Raw genomic sequence first — 19,981 nt, 5'->3', positions numbered from 1 at the left:
GGGATGGCCTATCGGGGTGGGGTGGCGGTGCGGCGGATCGCCGCCAGGTGGACGTCCATGACGTGGTCGACGAGGCGGTCCACGTCCGGCCAGGGAAAGTCGATGGGCTCCACGGCCTTGGCCACCATCATGCTCGTCACGCCGTGGACCGCCATGAGCAGTCCCATGGCATGCATCGACGCCGGCGAGCTCGGGTCGTCCGGATCACCGGCCCGCTCGTCCATGGCATCGGCCACGAGGCCTCGCAGGGCGTTGAACGCCAGCAACCCCTCGTAGGCCTGCGGGTCGAACCCCGCCGGGAGGTCGTGGTGGGGGGACATGAGGATGATGCGGTACGGCTCGGGGTTGTCGATCCCGAAGCGCACGAACGCGTGGGCGGCAACCCGCAGCCGTTCGGCGGGGTCCTCCAGCGCCGTGGCGGACTGCAGGATGTCGCGCCGCAGCCGGCCGAGCAGCGTGCTGCAGCACTCGAACAGCAGCTCGTTCTTGTCGGCGAAATGCAGGTAGATGGAGGGAGGGGTGACGCCGACCCGGGTGGCGACGGCCCGCACTGACACGGCCGCCTCGTCGCCGGTCTCCAGCAACAGCTCGGTCGCGGCCTCGAGGATCTCCTCGCGCAGCCGGGCACCGTCACCGCGACGTGCGCGGGAGCGGGTCCGGGAGGCGTCGCGGGTCGGCATCAGCAGCCCACCCTCAGCGGGGCGGCAGCGGCAGCGGGCCCACGGTCCCGTGGTCGGCGGCGGCCGACCCCGTCGGGCCGGAGCTGTCGTCCTCGGCACCCGCGTCCGCGGACCCGTCCACGGCAGGTGCTGCACCTGCGTCGTCGGCGGTGGGGCCATCGACGACGTCCCCGGCGGCAGGCGCATCAGCACCCTCCACCGCGGGCTCCGGCGGCGTGACCACCGTGATGGTCCAGCGTCCCGGGGGCGCCTGGTTGGGGACGACCTCGCCGAGGCGGGCGATCAGCCGCTCCTCGGTCACCGTGTCGTCGGACACCATGACGGCCGCGGTCATCAGCAGGTCGCCGTCCTCGACCTCGGTCCGCACCATGGCATCGAGCACACCGTCGGTGCGACGCAGCGCGGTGGCCAGCACGGTCGGGTCGGAGGTACCGCCGGTGTGGCTGACGACACGGTCGGCCGGACCCACGACCTTGACCTGACCACGGTCGTCGATTTGCCCGAGGTACCCGGTGGACGCCCAGGTGTCGTCGTCGCCGGGGACCTGGGGGCCGCGGGCGACGAGGGTGCCGACGCCGTCGCTGCCGACGGCCGCCACGGCGACCTCGGTGTCCGTGATCGGCAGGCCCTGGATGCCGGTTCGCGACTCGCCGTACACCGGCTGGGCCGCGACCATGCCGCCGACGGCCTGACCGGAGACGGCGGTGCGGAAGCGGCCGCCGGTCCGGTTGCGCATGGCGGCCGCCATGGCGGGTTCGCTGGGGGGCGCGGCCGACAGGGTCACCCGGATCGAGGTCAGGTCGCGTCGCTTGGACTCCGGCGCCAGCAGGTCGGTCAGGCCGGCGTCGGTTCCCACCAGCAGGCTCGGGCGCATGTCGTCCACGACTCGGGCAGCCGCACCGGAACGGGGTTCCGGGAGCACCAGGGTGGCGGCCGAGAGCAGGGCCTGTCCGAGGCCCGCGGTGAGCACGAACGCCGACGCCGGGCTGCCCACGAGGACGACGGACTCCTTGCCGGCCTGGACATCCGGGACCCACAGGCGGGCCTGGAAGCTGGCGGCGATCATGTTGAGGTGGCTGAGGGCCACGGGGTTGTCACCGTCGAAGACGACCACGGCGGTGGCCTCGTCGACGGCGAGCTCGACCTGGGGAGTGGCCGCGGGAGCCTGCGCCAGGATGTCGTTGAGCGACAGCACGCCGTCCTCGGCGGGGATCGTGATGGCCGGCAGGCGAAGCTTGACGGCCTGGACCTTCGCACGGATGGCCGGCAGGACGTCGAGCAGGCCCGTGGTCACCACGTGCTGCACGCTGGCCAGCTGGTCCCTGGAGGCGGCGAGCGCCGGGTAGGTGGTGTCGATGACCACCAGCGCGGTCGGTGCGGCCGTGTCGATCTGCCTGAGCACCACCTCGGGACCGGCGTCGGGGTCGCAGACGACGGCGACGAGGCCGGCACGCCAGCAGGCGTGGAGGACGAGGACGAGCTGGGGGGACCACGGGAGGACCACGCCCACGCGGTCGCCGCGACCGAGGCCGAGCTGCAGCAGGGCGGTGGCCAGGCGGTCGACCTGCTCACCCAGTGCGCGGTAGGACGTCTCGGTGCCGAGGAACTGCACCGCGGTCGCGTCGGGGAAGTCCTGGGCCGCGTCGTCGAGGAGCCGCGTCATCGGCACGAGGGGGTAGCGATAGGTGTCGGGCACACCCGGCGGGTACAGCCGGATCCAGGGCCGTTCGGGCATCGCCTGCGGCGCGTCCGCGGCCGAGGGCAGCTGGTCGAGGACCTGGGACAGGTCGACCGTGCGGTCCGCTCCCTCCATCGAGGAGGTGTCCGCCGTGTCGACGACCGGGGCGTCGTCGTCAGCCTCCGGAGCGACCTCCGCGTCCATGACCGCATCGCCCGGGACGGCATCTACCCCGTCGCTGGCCTCGGCCTCGACAGCCGGCGCCTCGTCGTCGGATGCGTCGTCGGACGGTTCCACGTCGTCGGACGGTTCCACGTGTGACGCCTCGGCCACGAGCGTGGGGTCCTCGTCGCCGGTCGGCAACGAGACGTCGATCGACACGGTCGACAGCGACAGCGGGGCGGGGGCGCCACCGTCGACTGGTCCGTCGGTGTCCGGCATCTCCGGCCGCGACGGAGGGAGGGGCAGCACGAGGGCGGGCGCATCGACGTCGGGGTCGTCGGCATCCACCGTCACGCCGTCGTCCTCGTTGCCCTCGGGCTCCACGGCGGAGGGTTCGGACGCGACCACGAGGGTGGGCGCCTCGTCGTCGACCGGCGGTGTGTCCGACGTCGCCACGATCGTCGGGGCGTCGTCGTCGGCAGTCGGCTCGACGACCGAAGCCGGGGCCTCGATGTCGGCATCGACGGGACGGTCGTCCACCGCGGGCTCCGCCGGCGCCTCGTCCGCCACCGAGTCCTGGACCGCGCCTGCGCGAGCGGAGGAGGCCTCCAGGTCGCGCGCGGTCACCATTCGGATGGGTGGGGTGGGCAGGGCCGGGATGTCGTCGGGCGCCGTGGACTCGGCGGCCGTGTCGACAGCCGACTCCGCCGCCTCCGGTGCCTCGGAGGCACCACGCGCAACGGATTCCTCGGGTGCGTCCTGCGATGGGGGGTCGGGAAGCGCCGGGATGTCGGTGGGCAGGCCGGTCAACGCACCCAGGCGTTCCGCGGCCTCGGGCTGCGGGTCGGCAACCGCGGGCGTGCCTGCAACGGTCGCCGCTGCGGGTGCCGCGGTGGAGGTCGTCGACGACGGCTGCTCGGTCGGCTCGTCGAGGTCCGGCTCCGGGGCCTCCTCGACAGGGGCCGACGTCGACGCCGGGAGGTTGGTGTCGGGGGGCGTGGCCGCCGGGGGGCGCGGACGGGCCACCGGCGGCAGGGTGCGAAGCGTGGCGGGGGGCTGCGGCCGGTCCCCGGTACGGCGGGCCGGCGTGCTGGGACGCGGTCGCGCCGCCCTGCCGTTGTCGGAGCTGGGCTCGGGCGGTGCCTCCCGGCGCTCGGGAGCCGGCTCGACCTCGGGGGTCGGCGGGGTCGGGCGGGTTCGCGTGACCGTCGGGTCCACGCTGATGCCACCACCGCGGAACTCCAGGCCCGGCTTGCGGCTCAGCGCCGGGGGTCGACGGTCCGGAACCTGGCGACGGGCGGAGTCCTGCACGGCCCGGCGGGCGGCGGCATGACGCGCAGCGCTGCGGCGGGCCTCCTCGGCCTGCTGCCGAGCCAGCTCGGCCCGCTCCTTCGCGCTCGTTTCGTCTCTGGACACCGCTGCCGCCTTCTTGGTTCGTGGACGCCGCATTGTTCCATCATGTATCCACCCGTGCGAACCTCGTCGGCGGCGCCGTGGGCACGCTGGTACGTTGACCCGGGTGGGCTCCGTACGCACCTTAGTCCCTCCAGCACGGGCCGTCGTCGCAGGGATCCTGCTGTCGGCCATGGTCTTGTTGTTCACCGGCGGTGCACCGGGCTCGGCCGCCGCGGTACCGGCCGACACCCCCCACCTCCGCGCGGACGGCCACGTGTCCCTCGCCTGGCTCTACGGTGGGTCCTCTGCGGACTACCGTGCGCAGATCGAGGCGATGGCGGGCCTGACCACCATCTCCCCGACGTGGTGGTACCTGGACGAGGACGATCCGGGTGGGCTGGAGCTCGACACCGACGACGACCTCGTGGCGTGGGCACAGGCAAGGGGCCTCGCGGTGTGGCCCCTCTTCGGCAACCACATCGACCCCGACCTGACCGATCAGGTGCTGCGTGACCCGGCCCTGCGACAGCGGGTCGTCGACGGCATCGTCGCCGAGGTCCGGCGGTCGGGGGTGGACGGCGTCAACGTGGACTTCGAGAACCTCCACGACGAGACGCGGTTCCTCCTCACCGATATCGTTCGCGAGCTCGAGCAGGCCCTGCCGGAGGTGATCGTGTCCGTGGACGTGACCGCGATGACCGACACGTGGGTGCTGGGCAACTGGTCGACCGCCTTCGACCGCGAGGGCCTCGGACAGGTCGCCGACTACGTGATGCTGATGAGCTACGACCAGCACAACTCCCTGCGGCGCGACGGGCCGGTGGCCGGGCTGCAGTGGGTCAGCGAGTCCACCGAGTACCTGCTGCGCACGGTGCCGGCGGAGAAGGTCGTCCTCGGCCTGCCGTTGTACGCACGGCACTGGGCCACCGACGCCTCGGCGCGCGACGGCATCTCGCTTGAGGCCACGCTCGGCATGGCCGCCATGGCCAACCGTGTGGCCGAACGGTCCCAGGCGGTCACCTACGACCCGGTTGCCGGGCAGGACCTGCACACCTGGACCGACGAGCACGGACGTCCCAACCGGGTGTGGCTGGAGGACGTCGCGAGCCTGCAGCGCAAGGCCGAGCTGGTCGACGTGCACGGCCTCGCCGGCATCGCCGCCTGGCGGGCCGGGTTCGAGCAGCCCGACGTGTGGACCGCGCTGGACGCCCAGCTGGCGGCCATGTCGGCGCCCGGCTCGACGGTGGAGCCGGTCCCGACCACATCAGCCCCTGCCACGGCTCCCGCGAGCACGGCCCCGACCGCGGCCGCGGATGCTGCTGTGGAGGAGGGTGCGGTGCCCGCCGGCGGCACACCATCCGGGGAACCGACCGTGGCGACCCAGCCTCTGGATCAGCCGATCACCGAGCCGTCACCGGTGGACGGCACGGACGTCGCCACCCCCGGCGAGGAGGACATGGTCACGCTGGCCGCCGCCACCCTCCTCGGGCTGGTCGGCATCGCCCACACGATCCGCTGGCGGATCAGGCGCCGAGCACGGGGTCGGTGACGTAGCGGATCTCGACCCACGGGAAGACGACCGTGAAGAGCAAGTAGACGACCACCAGGACGGCGACGGTGATCAGGCCGCCACGAAGCCACGGGTTCACGACGCGGTCGTCACGGTCGACGGTGCGGACGCGGTCTGCTGCTGGTCGGCCGCCAGCTCGGCGAACACGATGAGGCGTTCGCGGTTGGACCAGCGAGGATGGCAGGTCGTGAGCGTCAGGACCGGCGCACCCGTGCCGATCGGGTCCTGCCCGAGCACGTAGTTCTCCGACGGGTCGACGATCCGCTGCTCGACGACCTCGTAGACCCAGCGCACCCCGTTGCGGTCGGTCACGTGGATCTCGTCCCCGGTCTCGAGGGTCTCGAGGTCGTAGAAGGGTGCGCCCGCCGTGGTGCGGTGTCCGGCCACCGCGAAGTTGCCCTGCTCACCGGGGTAGGCGGTCCCCGGGTAGTGGCCTGGTCCCTCGCTCAGCGATTCGGCGTTGACACCCTCGACGATGAACAACGGGCCCTCGTACACCGGCTGCTCTGCGCTGCCCGGCCGGTGGAACTGCAGGGCCGCAACGGCCTCGCCGACCTCGACGGCCGACAACGGCTGCTCGGTCTCGACCGGGAGCAGGGGGTCGCCACCGTCGTCGAGCTCGCCGACCTCGAGGACCCAGTCGTCCAGGAACTGCTCCTGGGCCCTGCTGGTCGCGATGCCCGTCCAGTACAGGGAGTAGACGAGGTACAGGGCCAGCACGGCACCGCCGGCGATGAACAGCCAGCCGAGGGAACGCAAGGCCGTACGCATGATGAGGAGGATCCGGGTCGTCGAAGGGCGGGAACATCGGGACCGCGTGGGCGACGAGCGGGCGACGCCACGTCACGGTCCACGCGCGAGGGTAGCCGCGTCGACGGGCACAGCCGATCGTCCGTCGGGGCGGGTCGACCGGACGCCCCCCACCCGCGTGCCTCGATCGGCGCACGGTGGCGGTACCATCACCCTTTACTGTCCCTGTGCTCCAGCCCTCCTGATGGGTGCGGAGCCAACCGCAACGCCAGCCGTTCAGAGGTGCCGACGTGCCCAAGTCCAAGTCGAAGCGCGACCAGTACACACCGCCGCCGAGGCCGAATCCGCCGCCCAGCCCGCAGTGGGTGCCGGTCGCCGGCACGGGGCTCATCGCCCTGGGCATCATCGTGATCCTGATCAACTACGTGTTCCCCGGCTTCCTGCCGGGCGGCAACTACGCGATCATCGTGGGCTTCGTCATGATGGCGGTCGGGCTGGGCATCCTCAGCCAGTGGCGCTGACGGGCAACGCTCGCCCGCACCCGCGGATCCACAGGGTTGTCCACGTCTGTGGATGAACTCCGAGGGCGGAACTACACACCGGGAATCTCCTCCACAGGGTTCTCCACAGCTGTGGACGAACCAGGGGGCACCCCGGTGTGCGATTTCCTGCCCCGGCGTCAGGCGCGGGTGCTGCGGACCTCGCGTCGTTCGTGCATCTTCTCCCCGCAGTGGCGGGGCGGCATGGCCGACCCGCGGACCAGCAGCAGGACCTCGGCCCCACAGCCGGTGCACGTGTACGTGACCCGTTCGTCGGGATCCACCGCCTCCGGCGGCCCGTCGGGGATGTGGGCGGCACCACGGTTGAGCGACCCGAACGAGGCGATGCCGATCGACCAGATCAGCAAGCCGAGCAGCGGGGCGAAGACCAGCTGCCACGGGATCAGCCCCCTGGATGCGGCGACCACGCCGACCAGGAACAGGACCATCACCAACCGCTTCATCGTCCCCAGCCTGCCATGACCGACCCCACACCTCCCGCCTTCCTCGAGGCCGTCCAGTCCTACCTGGCCGGTCGCGAGGCCCAGTTCAACTACGAGGCGTTGGTCCACACCTTCACCGACATCGAGCGGTTCCACCGCTGGGCTGGGTACATGGACCGCCTGCGGCCCCTCGATGGCGCACGCGTCCTGTCCAGCGGGTGTGGCGCCGGCGGGTCCTTGCTGGCCTACTCCGACGCCGGCGCGGCACTCGTGGAGGGTGTCGAGGTGGACGCCCAGTTCGCCCACATGGCCCGGTCCCGCGTGGCCGACGTCGAAGGCGTGGAGGTGCACGAGCTGGCTCCGGAGGCGCGGCTGCCGATCCCCGACCGCAGCGTCGACCTCATCGAGTCCATGGACGTCATCGAGCACGTGCCGGACGACGAGCGCTACCTCCGGGAGCTGCGACGGGTCCTGGCACCCGGCGGGATCATCCTCGTGGTCACCCCGAACCGGATCTGGCCGGTCGAGCAGCACCTCGGCATCGCCGGTCCGCCGTGGTTGCCGATCGGCCTGGCCGACACGATCTTCGGACTGCTGGCCCTGCTGCCCGGCCTGTCAGCGGACCGCCGGCAGAAGTACCGGGAGCTACGGGGCATGCGGACGCAGAACATGTCGATGTGGCGGCTGCGCCGGCTGGCCAAGCGGCTCGACCTGCACATGACCGTCCTGCACCGCACCGATGACCCAGGTGATCCGCTGCCGGTCGACGACCCCCGCGCCGAGCAGCTGCTCCGGACGTGGTGGGGCAAGTACGTCGCCCCGGTCAAGTCCCTCGCGGTCACCTTCGAGCGCCGCAGCTGACTCGGCTTCCGGTCGGGCGTGAGCGGTGGATGGATGTCGTGGAGCCAGGCGGAATCGAACCGCCGACATCTGCCATGCAAAGACAGCGCTCTACCAACTGAGCTATGGCCCCTGGGGGAGAACGAAGGGTAGCGCGCCACGAGGCATCGGGCCCAGACCTGTCCTGGACCCGTCGTACAGCCGCCCCTTCGTCGGGTGGCCTACAGGTCGCGAGGCTCTTCCCAGATCGCCTCGTCGAGCTCCATGTCGCGCTGGCGCTTCAGCGCCATGGCTCCAGCGGCGAGGACGGCCAGCAGGACAATCAGCTTCTTCATCTCGGTCTCCTCCGTCTGCCTCGGTCGGGCAGGGCTCGCGTCACGATGGGGGTGTTCGGCCGCGGAGCCTACCCGAGGACGGCAGGGCGGGCAGGTGATGCGTCAGGTCCGCGCCAGCTCGCCGGTCTCGGCCCCCGAGCTGCCCGTGCGCAGGATCAGGACCTTTGCTCGCAGTCGAACGACCGGTCGCCCACGGCTGGGCTGCAGGGCCCGGGGTGGGAGGGGGCGCTGGCCGTCGGCCGTCGCCGTCACGATCCGGTCGATCTGGGCGATACCGGCGGTGGCCGGCGTGAGGGCGACCAGCCACATCATCGGGTCGAGGAAGGGCGGCACGGTCTCGGTGCCGTGGTAACCCGCGAACTCCCGAGGGCGTGCCAGGAGGCCGTACACGTCGAGGATCCCGCGCTCGAGGTCATCGAGGGCCGCGCTGGCCGGGCCGGGGACGATCGGCACGGCGATGCCCACCTGGGCGCCCTCGTCGGCGGTGAAGCGCAGCTGGAGCTCTGCGGGCGGGATGCGACCGGCGTGGCGATGCTCGGCCGGCGTCCGAAGGGTGATGGAACGCAGCACGGCGGTCCCGGTGCCGAGGACGAGCAGGGCGCTGTCCTCCCGGGGCTCTCGCTGGTGCGCCCCCGACACCCCGACGCGAGCCCGCCGGGTGAGGATCGTCACCTGCCCCCCACCACTCCGCGGCTCCGGGAACGCGATCGGCGCACTGGCGTCGGTCGTCGACGAAGCTCGAGCGGATGGCTGCATGGACGGATTGAACCACCTCACCCCCCACGATCGTGCCCAAACCCACCCATACGCGACCCAGGCCCCGATCGCGCCAACAAACCCCCGCCCAGCTCAACCACTCGTGGTGTGCCACCCGACACCCTCAACGGCACCGAGAAGCGCAAGCAACCAGCTTGGTCGCCCCGGCCTCCGTGGCCTCGAACGGCCCGAGCGGAGCGGAAACCCAAAAGGAGTCCTCGATGGCCCACGGACGACGGCGAGCGTCAGCGAGTCGGAAGTATGTGGGGCCTCCGTGGCCCGAACGGCCCGAGCGGAGCGGGAAACCAAAGGATGTCCTCGATGGCCCACGGACGACGGCGAGCGTCAGCGAGTCGGAAGTATGTGGGCCATCGAGGACTTGAACCTCGGACCTCACCCTTATCAGGGGTGCGCTCTAACCGCCTGAGCTAATGGCCCTTTGTTGCGCGGATGCGGAGAGCCCGCGCGGGAGTCAAGGAGTGTAGGTCGACTACTCCTCGCTTGCCAACTCGATACGCAGTCCGCCGAGGAGATCGGCGACCAGGTTGTAGAGGAAGGCAAGGAAAACGTTGATGCCGGTCCACAGCACGACGTTGAGCAGACCCAACAGGAACGCCGCACGGGCGATGTTCCCACCGTTGATCACCAGCGTCAGCTGCAGCTCGTCGAGGAACGACGTCAGCGTCTCGAGCACGCCGATCCGGAGGATGACGGACCAGAAGACGCTGAGCCCCAGCATGACCACGAGCAGGAAGCAGAAGTAGAAGATGACCGACAGCTTCAGCACCGACCAGGGGTCGATGCGGCGCACGGTGGCCCGACGACGGACGACCTGACCGGTCCTGACCCGCTCGCGCGGGGGCTGCTGGTTGCTCACCCGCGTGGCGGGCTTGTTCTTCCCGCTGCTGGGGCGTTGGGTGGTTGACATGGTGCTCGCAGTCTAGTTGACCCGGTGACGGCGCCGTGCGGGCCGATCGGCCGGGTGAAGGCTACTCCTCCTCGTCGGCTCCGTCCGAGGACTCGCCGTCGCCATCGATCTCGTCATCGATGCCCTCGACCTCCGTCGTTGACACCTGCTGGTCGAGGTCGACCGTCGACTCGCCGTCGGTCGCCTCGCCGTCCTCGGACTCCTCGTCGTCGTCCTCGAGCTCCATGACCTTCGCGACGGAGGCGACCTTGGCGCCGTCCCTGGGGGTCATCACGCGCACGCCCTGGGTGTTGCGCCCTGTGGGCCGGACGTCCTTGACGTCCATCCGGATGATGGTGCCCCGGTCGGTGACGATGAAGATCTCCTGCTCGTACCCGGCGACGATCGCGCCGACGAGGCCACCACGACCATCGGTCAGCTTGGCGGTCTTCACGCCCATGCCGCCGCGCTTCTGCGTGGGGTACCGCTCCAGCGGGGTCCGCTTGCCGTAGCCCTCGTCGGTGATGACGACGAGGTAGCCGTCGGGTTCGACGATGGCGCAGGCGAGCAGCTCGTCGCCGTCGGCAAGGTTCATGCCCTTCACACCGCTGGCGTTGCGGCCCATGGCGCGGGCGTCGGACTCGTGGAAGCGGATCGACTGGCCCTTGAGGGACACGAGGATCACGTCGTCGTCACCCGAGGTCAGCCGCACGTCGATCAGCTCGTCGCCGTCGCGGAGGTTGATCGCGATCAGCGTGGACCGCGGGGAGTCGTACTCCTCCAGCTTCGTGCGCTTGACGATGCCGTTGCGGGTGGAGAACAGCAGGTGCTTGCCGTTCTGCTCGAGCGACTCGAGGTGCACGACGGTGCGCACGACCTCGTCCTTGTCCAGCTCCAGGCCGGGCACGTTCGCCATGTAGACGCCACGGGCGGTACGGCTCTTCTCGGGGATCTGCCAGGCCTTGATGCGATGCATCCGACCCTTGGAGGTGAAGAACAGCACCCAGTGGTGGGTGGAGGTGGAGAACAGGTCCCAGATGATGTCCTCGTCCTTGAGGCCACCGGCGTTGATGCCCTTGCCGCCGCGCTTCTGGACCTTGTACTCGCTGGCGGAGACCCGCTTGATGTAGCCGGCCTGGGTGATCGTGACGACCACCTCTTCCTCGGCGATGAGGTCCTCGATGTCGAGGTCGCCCTCGGCCGGGACGATCCGGGTCCGCCGAGCGTCGCCGAAGCGGTCGGCGATCTCCTCCAGCTCCTCGACGATGATGTCCTTGACCTTCTGGGGGTCCGCGAGGATGCCCTCGAGCTCGATGATCCGCTCCATCAGCTCGGCGTACTCCTCCTGGATCCGCTGGCGCTCGAGGGCGGCCAGGCGGCGGAGGGGCAGGTTGAGGATCGCGGTGGCCTGCACGTCGGACAGGTCGAAGCGCGACATCAGCTCGGACTGGGCAGCGTCGGCGGAGGCGGAGTTGCGGATCAGCTGGATGACGTCGTCGAGGTTGTCCAGCGCGATGATCAGGCCCTCGAGGATGTGGGCTCGTTCGCGGGCCTTGCGCAGCCGGTACTCCGTCCGGCGGGTGATGATCTCGATCTGGTGGGTGATGTAGCGCGAGATGGTGTCCTTGAGACCCATCGTGCGCGGCACCCCGGGGCCGATCTCGTCCTCACCGGTGGGGACCAGGGAGAGGTTGATGACGCCGAAGGTGTCCTGCAGCTGCGTGGCCTTGTACAGCTGATTGAGCACGACCTGGGCGTTGGCATCGCGCTTCAGCTCGATGACCAGCCGGATGCCCTTGCGGTTGGACTCGTCGCGGATGTCGCGGATGCCCGTGAGCCGCTTGGTGTTGACCAGCTCGGCGATCTTCAGCGCCAGGTTGGCCTTGTTGACCTGGTAGGGCAGCTCGGTAACGACCAGCTGCTCGCCGGCGCGGTTCTCCTCGATGTCGACGACGGCGCGCATCCGGATCGACCCGCGACCCGTCTCGTAGGCCTGGCGGATGGGGTTTGCGCCCATGATCAGGGCCCCGGTCGGGAAGTCCGGCCCGGGGATGATCTGCATCAGCTCGTCGAGCGTGATCTCGGGGTTGGCCATCTGCGCCACGATGGCCCGGGTGACCTCACCGAGGTTGTGCGGCGGGACGTTGGTGGCCATGCCGACGGCGATGCCGGCCGAGCCGTTGACCAGCAGGTTCGGGAAGCGGCTCGGCAGGACCAGCGGCTCGGACTCCTGGCCGTCGTAGTTGTCCTGCCAGTCGACGGTCTCCTCCTCGATGTCGCGGAGGAGCTCCATCGCGAGGGGGGACAGGCGAGCTTCGGTGTACCGCATGGCCGCCGGAGGGTCGCCGTCGACGGAGCCGAAGTTGCCGTGCCCCTCGATCAGCGGGTACCGGATCGCCCACGGCTGGGCCATGCGGACCAGCGCGTCGTAGATCGAGGAGTCGCCGTGGGGGTGGTACTTCTTCATCACATCACCGACGGCAGCCGCGGACTTGCGGTGCTGCGTGCCGGCGCGCATGCCGCCCTCCCACATGGAGAACAGGATGCGGCGGTGGACGGGCTTGAGGCCGTCACGGACGTCGGGCAACGCACGTCCCACGATCACGCTCATCGCGTAATCGATGTAGGAGCGCTGCATCTCCTCCTCGATCTCGACTGCCTCGAAGACCTCGGTGGCCACGGTCGCCTCGCCCTCCCCCGCGGGGGTCTCGGGCGTGGCGTCCTCGGGCACGTCAGGAGTGGTGTCGTCAGCCATGATGGTGAACCTCTGCTGGACCGTTCAAGGGCCCTAGACGTCCAGGAACTGGACGTTGCTGGCGTTGCGGATGATGAAGTCGCGACGTGCCTGCACGTCGTCGCCCATCAGGATGGAGAACATCTGGTCGGCGGCCGCACCGTCGGCGAGGGTGACCTGCAGCATGTTCCGCTTCGACGGGTCCATGGTGGTCATCTCGAGCTGCTCGTCGTCCATCTCACCGAGGCCCTTGAACCGCTGGACCTCTATCTTCCGCGTCCCCTCGGGGTTGATCTCGCGGAGGATGGCGTCGCGCTCGCGGTCGGAGAAGGCGTAGCGGATGGACTTCTTGGACTTCGAGCCACGCGGCTGGATCTGGTACAGCGGCGGCTGGGCGATGTAGACGTACCCGGCTTCGATCAGCGGCCGCATGTAGCGGAACAGGAACGTCAGCACGAGGGTGCGGATGTGGGCGCCGTCGACGTCGGCGTCCATCAGCATCACGATCTTGTGATACCGCGCCTTCTCGATGTCGAACTCCTCGCCGATCCCGGTGCCGATCGCGGTGATCAGCGCCTGGACCTCCTTGTTCTCGAGGATCTTGGTCAGGCGGGCCTTCTCGACGTTCAGGATCTTCCCGCGCAGCGGGAGGATGGCCTGGAACCGCCGGTCACGAGCCTGCTTGGAGGTGCCACCGGCCGAGTCACCCTCGACGACGAACACCTCGCACTCTGCGGGGTCACGCGACTGGCAGTCCGCCAGCTTGCCCGGCAGGGACGTGGAGTCCAGCAGCCCCTTGCGGCGGGTCAGGTCACGGGCCTGCTGGGCGGCCTTGCGGGCGCGCGCCGAGTCGATGGCCTTCATGAAGATCCGCTTGCCCTCGGCCGGGTTCTCCTCGAACCAGGTCTTGATCTGGTCGTTGACCGTGCGCTGCACGAACGACCGGATGTGGGTGTTGCCGAGCTTGGTCTTGGTCTGCCCCTCGAACTGGGGATCACCGAGCTTGACGGAGATGACGGCGGTCAGGCCCTCGCGGATGTCGTTGGCCTCGAGCCGCTCGATGCCGCCCTGGCCCTTGATCGGCAGGATCCCCGCGTCGGTGGCGATGCGGTTGACCGTGGAGGTCAGCGCCGCCCGGAATCCCTCCTCGTGGGTGCCGCCCTCGTGGGTGTTGATGGTGTTGGCGAAGGAGTGGATGGACTCGTGGTACTCGTTGGACCACTGCATCGCCATGTCGATCTCGGCGATGCCCTCGGTCTCGTGGGTCTCCGAGGCCGTGAAGGCGATGATGTCGTCGTGGACCTCGGTCTTCTTGGTCGAGTTCAGGTAGGCCACGAAGTCCGACAGGCCACCCTCGGCGTGGAACTCCTGGCTGAGCTGGTTGCCGTCCTCGTCGGTGTGACCGGTGCGCTCGTCGGCGACGGTGATCCGCAGGCCAGCGGTCAGGAAGGCGGTCTCGCGGAACCGCGTGGTCAGCGTCTCCCAGCTGTACTCGTTGGTCTCGAAGATCTGGTCGTCGGCCCAGAACGTGATGATCGTGCCGGTGCCCTCACCGGGCTCGAGGTCCCGGACGGCCTCGATGGGCGCGTCGGGGACGCCGCGCTGGAACGACTGGCGCCACAGCTTGCCCTCGCGCTTGACCTCCGCGATCAGGCGGCTGGACAGCGCGTTGACGACCGAGACACCCACCCCGTGCAGGCCACCGGACACGGCGTAGGCCTGGTTGTCGAACTTCCCGCCCGCGTGGAGGATCGTGAGGACGACCTCCAGCGTGGACTTGCCCTGCGTCGGGTGCATCTCCACGGGGATGCCGCGGCCGTCGTCCTCGACCCTGACCCCACCGTCGGCGAGGAGCCGGATGTCGATGCTGTCACAACGTCCGGCCATCGCCTCGTCGACGGAGTTGTCGACGATCTCCCACACCAGGTGGTGCAGGCCACGCGGGCCGGTCGAGCCGATGTACATGCCGGGACGCTTGCGGACCGCCTCGAGTCCTTCGAGGACGGTGATGTCGCTGGCTTCGTAGGAGGACTCCGGCGCGGCAGCAGGCGTGGGTACTTCGGCCTGCTCGCCCGCGACGTCGTCCTTCGGGGTCTGGTCGTCGGACACAGAACGCCTTCCGGATCGATCCCAACGAGCCGCGCGCGATGTCGCGCCAGACGGCCCTGTGGGAAGCATTTTGCGGTGACCACAAAGACTACCACGCGGGTTGCCGTCGACCCTTGGAAGCCACACAGTGGCGTTTCAGCAGGTCAGGGGCTATTTGCCCGAGCGTTGGACCACGATCTCGATCTTGCGGACAGTGTCCGGTCCCATGATCGAGTTGACCCGGGCCTGCAGGTCGCCGGTGAAGTAGCGCAGCTGGGTTGCCCAGCCGGCGTCCTCGGCCGCGATCACCAGGACGCCGCCGTGCAGCCGCACGGGGTTGGCATGCGCGGCGATGTCGGGCCCCGCAGCCTCGTCCCAGAAGTCGAAGATCCGCGCCCCGTCGAGTCGCCCGGCCCAACGACGGCGGGTGATCATCTCGTCGATGACCCGCCCGATCGGCTGGGGGTCGGGACGGTGTGGTCGCCGGCTCATCCGGGCGTTCGGGCGTTCGGGGCGAGCATCAGCACCGGGCGGAGGGCAGTCGGTTTCACGTGGATCCTCCGGTCGACGGCGGGTCGATGACCGTACCGGCCCTGATGTGCACGCGCATCCCCTCCAGGGGGACCTCGGTGCCGACCGCGGCGGTGACCAGGACCTGCTCGAAGGCTGCGCAGCGCGCGGCCAACCGACGGCGTCGATCGGCGTCGAGCTCGGCGAACACGTCGTCGAGGAGGACGATCGGCTGATCGCCGATCTCACCGATGACCTCGTGGGAGGCGAGCTTGAGGGCGAGGGCCAGCGACCACTGCTCCCCGTGGCTGGCGTACCCCTTGGCCGGCAGGTCCCCGATGCCGAGGAAGAGCTCGTCGCGGTGCGGTCCGACCAGCGTCATGCCGCGGCGGACCTCGTCGCGTTCCTGCTCGGCCAGGGCTTCGCGCAGCTCTGCGGCCAGCTCGGCCGGGTCGGGCACCGGTTGGCCCGCCGTCCCGGTGACGGTACGCCCCCACGACAGCTCGTAGGCCAGGACGGGCAGTCGTCCCACGTCCTGGGCGGGGCTGGCGGCCACCAGGTCGGCGTAGGCCTCGGCGACGGGTGCCGCGAGGGCGTTGATGGCGGCGATGCGGGCAGCCAGCACCGGGCCGGCGGTGTTGACGTAGGTGTCGGTCCACACCTCCAGCACGTCGCGCTGCAGACGACCCGTGATCCGGGCGTCCTTGAGGACCGCGTTGCGCTGGGCGAGCGCACGGTCGAGGTCGCTCCGGACGCCGGCGAACGTGGCCCGTCGCCCCGCCAGCAGGTCGTCGAGGAACCGACGCCGGTCGCCGGGGTCACGGCGGACCAGGGTCAGGTCCTCCGGGGCCAGCATGACGGAGCGGATCGCGCCGAACGCGTCGGACATCCGCTGCATGGGTTGCCCGTTGAGCTGCGCACGGTTGCGTCCCTGGCGGAGCTCGACGCTGACGGCGATCCGTTGGCCCATGTCGCTGCGCGCTTCGGCCCTGATGACCGCGGCGTCCGCGCCGGCCCGGACCATCGCCTGGTCGCTGGAGACCCGGTGGGAACGGCCCAGCGACAGGTAGTGCACGGCCTCCAGCAGGTTGGTCTTGCCCTGCGCGTTGGAGCCGACGAACGTCGTCACCCCCGGCTGGAGCTCGAGGTCCAGCCGTTCGTAGTTGCGCACGTCGAGCAGGTGCAGCGATTCCAGCCGCATCAGGTCACCCGTGCCGTGGTCGGGCGGGTCACTCGCCGACGGCGCCGTCGACGGCTTCGCGCAGCAGGTCGGCGTGCCCCGCATGGCGGGCCGTCTCCTCGATCATGTGCAGGATGACCCAGCGCAGGCTCGGTCGTTCGCGCTCGGCCTCGTCCCAGCCGGGCCAGGCCAGCCGGTCGTCGAGCTTCGCCGCGGCGATGACGGCGTTGGATCGTTCGCAGGCCGCCGCGTAGTCCGCGAGCAGCTCGTCGATGTCCTCGGTCGCTCCGGTCCGGAACTCCCAGTCGGGATCAGCGTCCCAGTCCACGCTGGCCCAGGGCTCCCGTTCGGGGCCGTTGACGAAGCGGTGCTCGAACCAGCTGTGCTCGACGAGGGTCAGGTGCTTGACCAGCCCGCCGAGGGTGAGGGTCGAGGCGCCGACCGTGGCGGCGGTGCCCGCGGCATCCACGCCGCGGGCCTTCATCGCCACGGTCGCCCGCTGGTGGTCCAGGTACTGCACCAGCATGGTCTTCTCGTCGGTCGCGCCGACCGGGTCGACGCGCTCGGCGAGGCCCACGTCAGACCCGGACGGGCATCAGCAGGTACAGGTAGTCCGCGTCGGACTCGTCGTCGCCCTCCTCGGGGGCCGGCGGGCGCATGACGGCGGGCTTGAGCTCGTCACGGAACTCGAACATCACCTGCTCGCCGCCCATGGCGTCGAGCCCGTCGATCAGGAAGCGCGGGTTGAAGGCGATCTGCAACGGCTCGCCCTCCAGCTCGATCGGGAGGGACTCCTCGGCCTGACCGGCTTCGGTGGAGTCGGCCTTGACCGTCAGGGTGTCGCTGTCCATGCCGAGGATGACCGGCGTCATCGCCTTGTCGGCCTCACCGACGACGGCGATGCGTCGCACGACCTCGGTCAGGGCCTGGCGGTCGACACGGATGCGCCGCTCGTAGCCGTCGGGGATGAGCCCGCGGTACTCGGGGTACTTGCCCTCGACGAGGGTGGAGACCAGACGACGGTCGGCGAACACGAAGGTGGCGTAGCTGGGCTCCAGGACCAGCTTCACGGCGCTCCCGAGCATGTCTGCAGCGTGCTTGGCCTGTTCCAGCGCACGACGCGACACGAGGGCGCTCATCTCACCCGCCTCGTCCCACGGGATCGTGCGGACGGCGAGGCGGTAGGAGTCGGTGGCCGCGGCAGTGAAGTTGCCGTCGCTGGCCTCCAGCTTCACGCCGGTGAGGACCGCGCGGGCGTCCTCGGTGCTGGCGGAGCGGGCGACCTGGGTGATCAGCTGGGAGAACTCGCCGGCCTGGAGGGTGGCGGAGGGCGCATCCTCCAGCGGGGTCCGCATGGACGGGAAGTCCTCGAGGACCATCAGCCGCAGCTCGAAGCTGGCGCGGCCACAGCGGATGTTCATGGCCTCGTTGACGGCGGCGATCTCCACGGCGTCGTTGGGCAGCAGGTGGACGACGTTGCTGAGCAGCTTGCCGGACACGAGGGCCCCGCCGTCCCGTTCGCCCTGGACGGGCAGGGTCAGCTCGGAGTCGATCTGTCCGTTGGTCGAGGACAGGGTCAGCTCGTCACCGGCCAGGCTCAGCTTGATGCCGGCCATGGCGGGGAAGCTGACGCGTTCGCCGACGGTGCGCTGCACCCACTTGATGGCCTCTTCGAACTCGGTGCGCTCGGCGCGGAACTTCATGGGATCTCCTCGGCTCGTGGCGGTGTTTTCCACCGCTCCCCGGGCCCTCGGGTTAAGGGGTTGATGTCAGATCTCTAGGAACAGTTGTAGTTGTAGGGGCGACGAATGCCTGTGGGTAACCACTGTTTCGGCAGGTCAAAGGCCGTTTGACCCTGTTGGCCGCCTCGTGGGGAAGCTGTGCGGCACACGTGTAATTCCGGGAACGCGCATGTGGACAAGCCCAGTGTCGCGTTCTGCTCGTGGAGCGTCGAGGACCGTCCACCGGTTGTCCACGAGGTCCTGTGGGTGAATCTCAACCACGGGACCGTGCCTTGATGTGCCCGGTGAGTTCCTGGATCTGCTCGAACAGGGCTGGCCGTTCGCGGATGAGCTTCTGGATCTTCTTGTTCGCGTGGATGACCGTGGTGTGGTCCCGGCCGCCGTACTGTTCGCCGATCTTGGGCAGCGACAGCTCGGTCAGCTCACGGGTCAGGTACATGGCCACCTGCCGGGCCGTCACCAGCGAGCGGGTCCGGGTGGCCGAGCACAGCTCGTCGGTGGAGAAGCCGAAGTACTTGGCGGTCTCGTCCATGATCACGTCGGCGGTGATCTCCCCCAGGGTTGCGGCGGGGAAGATGTCCTTGAGCGCGGTCTCGGCCAGCGCCATGCTGACGGGCTGCTTGGACAGGCTGGCGGCCGCGATCACACGGATGAGCGCCCCCTCGAGCTCGCGGATGTTGGTGGAGATGCGGCTGGCGATCAGCTCGAGCACCCCAGCGGGCACGTCGACCTCCTCCAGCTCCGCCTTGCGACGCAGGATCGCCTGACGGGTCTCGAGGTCCGGGGGCTGGACGTCGGTCAGCAGGCCCATCTCGAACCGTGTGCGCAGCCGGTCCTCGAGGCGCTCGAGCGCCCGTGGCGGCCGGTCGGAGGTCAGCACGATCTGCTTCTCGGCGTGGTGCAGCGCGTTGAAGGTGTGGAAGAACTCCTCCTGCGTCCGCTCGGCCTTCTCCAGGAACTGGATGTCGTCGATCAGGAGGATGTCGACGTCGCGGTATCGCCGCTGGAAGCTGGCCTGGTGCCCGCTGCGGACCCCCTCGATGAACTCCGACGTGAACTGCTCGGAGGTCACGTAGGTGATCTTGGAGCGGGGGTACAGCCGCCCGGCGTAGTGGCCGACGGCCTGGAGGAGATGGGTCTTGCCCAGCCCGGAGCCGCCGTAGATGAACAGCGGGTTGTAGGCCTTCGCGGGCGCCTCGGCCACCGCGAACGCCGCGGCATGGGCGAACCGGTTGCCCGGCCCGATCACGAAGCGTTCGAAGACGTACTTGTCGGACAGGTTCGACGTCGGCAGGGGGTGCACGTTGCCGGGGACCGAGCTGTCGACACGGGGCGTCGGCGGGGCCATGCGCACGTCGTCGGGTTCCTCGACGAACGGTGCCGGGTCGCTGGTGGATGTCGGTTCGGCGGTGTCGGGCCTGACGGTGATGACCAGCGTCACCGGGGACCCGACCGCGTCGGACAGGGCGCCAGAGATCTTGTCCTGGAACTTCCGGCGCAGCTGCTCCCGGGCGAACTCGTGCGGGGCGGACAGCACACACACCCCATCGGACAGGCCGATCGGGTGGGTCTCGGCCATCCAGGTCAGCTGTGCGGCGCTGGGGACGTCGGCCGAGAGCTGCCTCACCGCCGTGTTCCAGACGTCGACGAGGTCTTGGCCTTCGAGGTCCAT

At 69.8% G+C, this 19,981-nt stretch carries 17 protein-coding genes and 2 tRNA genes; 3 read left to right on the top strand and 16 right to left on the bottom strand.

Going from position 1 to position 19,981, the window contains the following annotated elements:
* Positions 1-8: 8 nt before the first annotated feature.
* Both DVS28_RS00090 and DVS28_RS00085 read right to left on the bottom strand, forming a co-directional pair.
* On the bottom strand, positions 9-680 hold the full coding sequence (locus DVS28_RS00090; RefSeq protein WP_164709728.1) for a TetR/AcrR family transcriptional regulator: 672 nt from the start codon (positions 678-680) through the stop codon (positions 9-11).
* 13 nt (positions 681-693) lie between these two features.
* Positions 694-3,936 (bottom strand): class I adenylate-forming enzyme family protein, encoded by a 3,243-nt coding sequence (locus tag DVS28_RS00085; RefSeq protein WP_164709727.1) that lies wholly within the window; start codon positions 3,934-3,936, stop codon positions 694-696.
* Between the two features lie 169 nt (positions 3,937-4,105).
* Here DVS28_RS00085 and DVS28_RS00080 point away from each other — a divergent pair, with 169 nt between their 5' ends.
* Positions 4,106-5,464: a glycosyl hydrolase family 18 protein gene (locus DVS28_RS00080; RefSeq protein ID WP_114589632.1), complete on the top strand. Its 1,359-nt coding sequence runs from the start codon at positions 4,106-4,108 to the stop codon at positions 5,462-5,464.
* Here DVS28_RS00080 and DVS28_RS29835 read toward each other — a convergent pair.
* Both DVS28_RS29835 and DVS28_RS00075 read right to left on the bottom strand, forming a co-directional pair.
* Entirely contained in the window at positions 5,439-5,564 is a 126-nt protein-coding gene (locus DVS28_RS29835; RefSeq protein WP_281273503.1) for a hypothetical protein, read from the bottom strand. The two genes, DVS28_RS00080 and DVS28_RS29835, sit on opposite strands and share 26 nt — an antisense overlap.
* Positions 5,561-6,256, bottom strand: coding sequence for a class E sortase (locus DVS28_RS00075; protein ID WP_114589631.1), 696 nt, complete (start codon positions 6,254-6,256; stop codon positions 5,561-5,563). Before DVS28_RS00075 ends, DVS28_RS29835 begins: the two co-directional genes overlap by 4 nt.
* A 269-nt stretch (positions 6,257-6,525) precedes the next feature.
* On the opposite strand from DVS28_RS00075, the gene DVS28_RS00070 reads away from it, so the two are divergent.
* Entirely contained in the window at positions 6,526-6,756 is a 231-nt protein-coding gene (locus tag DVS28_RS00070; protein ID WP_164709726.1) for a cell division protein CrgA, read from the top strand.
* 158 nt (positions 6,757-6,914) lie between these two features.
* Here the strand turns inward: DVS28_RS00070 and DVS28_RS00065 are convergent, their stop codons facing one another.
* On the bottom strand, positions 6,915-7,238 hold the full coding sequence (locus DVS28_RS00065; RefSeq protein WP_164709725.1) for a hypothetical protein: 324 nt from the start codon (positions 7,236-7,238) through the stop codon (positions 6,915-6,917).
* Positions 7,239-7,253: 15 nt separating this feature from the next.
* Here DVS28_RS00065 and DVS28_RS00060 point away from each other — a divergent pair, with 15 nt between their 5' ends.
* Positions 7,254-8,078, top strand: a complete 825-nt coding sequence (locus DVS28_RS00060) for a class I SAM-dependent methyltransferase (protein WP_114589628.1) — start codon at positions 7,254-7,256, stop codon at positions 8,076-8,078.
* Between the two features lie 39 nt (positions 8,079-8,117).
* On the opposite strand, the gene DVS28_RS00055 is transcribed toward DVS28_RS00060, so the two are convergent.
* The 11 genes from DVS28_RS00055 to dnaA all read right to left on the bottom strand — a co-directional run bounded on the left by DVS28_RS00055 (position 8,118) and on the right by dnaA (position 19,981).
* Positions 8,118-8,190: transfer RNA gene (locus DVS28_RS00055), tRNA-Ala, on the bottom strand.
* A gap of 304 nt (positions 8,191-8,494) precedes the next feature.
* A complete protein-coding gene (locus tag DVS28_RS00050) occupies positions 8,495-9,064 on the bottom strand; it encodes a hypothetical protein (protein WP_114589627.1) in 570 nt (189 codons plus the stop codon).
* A gap of 448 nt (positions 9,065-9,512) precedes the next feature.
* Positions 9,513-9,586: transfer RNA gene (locus tag DVS28_RS00045), tRNA-Ile, on the bottom strand.
* A gap of 52 nt (positions 9,587-9,638) precedes the next feature.
* Positions 9,639-10,076, bottom strand: coding sequence for a DUF3566 domain-containing protein (locus DVS28_RS00040; RefSeq protein ID WP_114589626.1), 438 nt, complete (start codon positions 10,074-10,076; stop codon positions 9,639-9,641).
* A gap of 61 nt (positions 10,077-10,137) precedes the next feature.
* Complete coding sequence (gyrA, locus tag DVS28_RS00035; protein WP_114589625.1) at positions 10,138-12,810, bottom strand: DNA gyrase subunit A; 2,673 nt, start codon at positions 12,808-12,810, stop codon at positions 10,138-10,140.
* A gap of 33 nt (positions 12,811-12,843) precedes the next feature.
* Positions 12,844-14,898, bottom strand: a complete 2,055-nt coding sequence (gene gyrB, locus DVS28_RS00030) for a DNA topoisomerase (ATP-hydrolyzing) subunit B (protein WP_281273502.1) — start codon at positions 14,896-14,898, stop codon at positions 12,844-12,846.
* Positions 14,899-15,048: 150 nt separating this feature from the next.
* Positions 15,049-15,369: a DciA family protein gene (locus tag DVS28_RS00025; RefSeq protein WP_114589623.1), complete on the bottom strand. Its 321-nt coding sequence runs from the start codon at positions 15,367-15,369 to the stop codon at positions 15,049-15,051.
* Between the two features lie 55 nt (positions 15,370-15,424).
* The gene (gene recF / locus DVS28_RS00020; protein WP_114593903.1) at positions 15,425-16,588 is read right to left on the bottom strand and encodes a DNA replication/repair protein RecF; all 1,164 of its coding nucleotides are present in this window, start codon (positions 16,586-16,588) and stop codon (positions 15,425-15,427) included.
* A 28-nt stretch (positions 16,589-16,616) separates the two neighbouring features.
* Positions 16,617-17,144: a DinB family protein gene (locus DVS28_RS00015; RefSeq protein WP_216826295.1), complete on the bottom strand. Its 528-nt coding sequence runs from the start codon at positions 17,142-17,144 to the stop codon at positions 16,617-16,619.
* 1 nt (position 17,145) lies between these two features.
* Complete coding sequence (gene dnaN, locus DVS28_RS00010) at positions 17,146-18,270, bottom strand: DNA polymerase III subunit beta (protein WP_114589622.1); 1,125 nt, start codon at positions 18,268-18,270, stop codon at positions 17,146-17,148.
* 292 nt (positions 18,271-18,562) lie between these two features.
* Positions 18,563-19,981 (bottom strand): chromosomal replication initiator protein DnaA, encoded by a 1,419-nt coding sequence (gene dnaA, locus DVS28_RS00005; protein ID WP_114589621.1) that lies wholly within the window; start codon positions 19,979-19,981, stop codon positions 18,563-18,565.

The organism is Euzebya pacifica, assembly GCF_003344865.1.
Taxonomy (GTDB): Bacteria; Actinomycetota; Nitriliruptoria; order Euzebyales; family Euzebyaceae; genus Euzebya; species Euzebya pacifica.
Note: the sequence above shows the minus strand (reverse complement) of the source record. Positions and strands in the feature narration are given on the sequence as shown.

Bases quoted from the DNA above. Each gene is read 5' to 3' on its own strand.
- DVS28_RS00090 (WP_164709728.1), bottom strand. From the start codon at position 680: ATGCCGACCCGCGACGCCTCCCGGACCCGCTCCCGCGCACGTCGCGGT.
- DVS28_RS00080 (WP_114589632.1), top strand. From the start codon at position 4,106: ATGGTCTTGTTGTTCACCGGCGGTGCACCGGGCTCGGCCGCCGCGGTA.
- DVS28_RS00075 (WP_114589631.1), bottom strand. From the start codon at position 6,256: ATGCGTACGGCCTTGCGTTCCCTCGGCTGGCTGTTCATCGCCGGCGGT.
- DVS28_RS00065 (WP_164709725.1), bottom strand. From the start codon at position 7,238: ATGAAGCGGTTGGTGATGGTCCTGTTCCTGGTCGGCGTGGTCGCCGCA.
- DVS28_RS00060 (WP_114589628.1), top strand. From the start codon at position 7,254: ATGACCGACCCCACACCTCCCGCCTTCCTCGAGGCCGTCCAGTCCTAC.
- DVS28_RS00040 (WP_114589626.1), bottom strand. From the start codon at position 10,076: ATGTCAACCACCCAACGCCCCAGCAGCGGGAAGAACAAGCCCGCCACG.
- gyrA (WP_114589625.1), bottom strand. From the start codon at position 12,810: ATGGCTGACGACACCACTCCTGACGTGCCCGAGGACGCCACGCCCGAG.
- DVS28_RS00025 (WP_114589623.1), bottom strand. From the start codon at position 15,369: ATGAGCCGGCGACCACACCGTCCCGACCCCCAGCCGATCGGGCGGGTC.
- recF (WP_114593903.1), bottom strand. From the start codon at position 16,588: ATGCGGCTGGAATCGCTGCACCTGCTCGACGTGCGCAACTACGAACGG.
- dnaN (WP_114589622.1), bottom strand. From the start codon at position 18,270: ATGAAGTTCCGCGCCGAGCGCACCGAGTTCGAAGAGGCCATCAAGTGG.
- dnaA (WP_114589621.1), bottom strand. From the start codon at position 19,981: ATGGACCTCGAAGGCCAAGACCTCGTCGACGTCTGGAACACGGCGGTG.